This is a genomic window from Bacillus sp. FMQ74, from assembly GCF_001875785.1.
GTDB lineage: Bacteria > Bacillota > Bacilli > Bacillales > Bacillaceae > Bacillus > Bacillus stercoris.
On record NZ_MOEO01000035.1, the window covers coordinates 1 to 1,285 of the forward strand.

Here is a 1,285-nt window from a genome sequence, read left to right on the forward strand (position 1 = left end):
TGCTAAGCGAAATTCCAAGTCATTACATGAAGGGTAAATAATAGAATGTGTAACAAACTAACATAACTAACTATCTATTATTTCGTTTATGGAGCAATTTAAAAAGGAGTTTTTTTATGAATTTAATTTTAACCATTCTCTCTGCTTTAGGGTCTTTTATAGTAACCAATATCGATGACATTTTTGTCTTGATGTTGCTGTTCTCTCAGGCAAGTTCACAAGCTAAAGCAAGTAATGGACGAACGGTGAAGGGAAATCGTATTTATCCTAAAGATATAGTCATTGGTCAATATCTTGGTTTTGCACTTTTAGTTTTAATCAGTCTTTTAGCTACATTTGGAGTAACACTCATTCCTGATCAATGGGTAGGTTTATTAGGACTAATCCCGATCTATTTAGGAGTTAAACTGTTTATAAAGGGTGAAGATGAAGATGAAAGTGCTATTCTTTCTAGTTTAAATAAATTTAATAAGTTCTATTTAAGTGTAGCATTTATCACATTTGCCAATGGTGGAGACAATATTGGAATTTATGTTCCGTTCTTTTCTACTTTAAATAACAACCAACTGGTCATTACAGTTGTTACTTTCTTTATAATGGTTGCGGTTTGGTGTTTAATCGGCTATCGTCTAGCAAGATTTAGATATGTTTCTGAAACACTTGAGAAATACGGCCGATGGGTTATTCCAGTTGTGTTTATAGGATTAGGATTTTATATCATGGCAGAAAATAATATATTTTCTAACCTGTGGTCTGACTTCGTAAATTTAAATTCCTAATTAACCGTAATAGTTCAAAAATTTTATTGTTATTTCCCCTTTCCTTTTAAAGTAATGAGTATAAATCTTTATAGAAAATAAACTTTGAGGTGACGACTTTGTATTGGATCATTATTCTCACACTAAGTATTGATCAGTTTGTTAAATATTTAGTTAGAAATTTTATGGACTACGGGCAATCCATTCTCATTATCAATGGTTTTTTCCAATTAACATCTCATCGAAATGCGGGTGCTGCTTGGGGAATTTTTTCAGGACAAAAAATATTCTTAATTAGCATTGCCATTATTGTTATAGTCGTTGGTCTTATTTATTCTCGTAAAGTAACTGATAAGCTAACGCGTATAGCCTTTGGCTTTTTTATAGGAGGTGCAATGGGAAATGTTATAGACCGTTTAATTTTTGGGGAAGTAACAGATATGTTCGAAGTTACATTTATTAATTATCCAATTTTTAATACTGCGGATGTATTTTTAGTTAGTGGAGCTATCTTATTTCTTATTAGT

2 protein-coding genes are annotated in these 1,285 nt (G+C 31.3%); both read left to right on the plus strand.

Features of this window, described 5'->3' with window-relative positions; genetic code table 11:
* Positions 1 to 116 precede the first annotated feature (116 nt).
* Entirely contained in the window at positions 117 to 779 is a 663-nt protein-coding gene (locus BLL41_RS22180; protein WP_061576716.1) for a CadD family cadmium resistance transporter, read from the plus strand.
* Between the two features lie 98 nt (positions 780 to 877).
* A partial coding sequence (gene lspA, locus BLL41_RS22185; RefSeq protein ID WP_071579443.1) for a signal peptidase II occupies positions 878 to 1,285 on the plus strand: 408 nt, incomplete at its 3' end.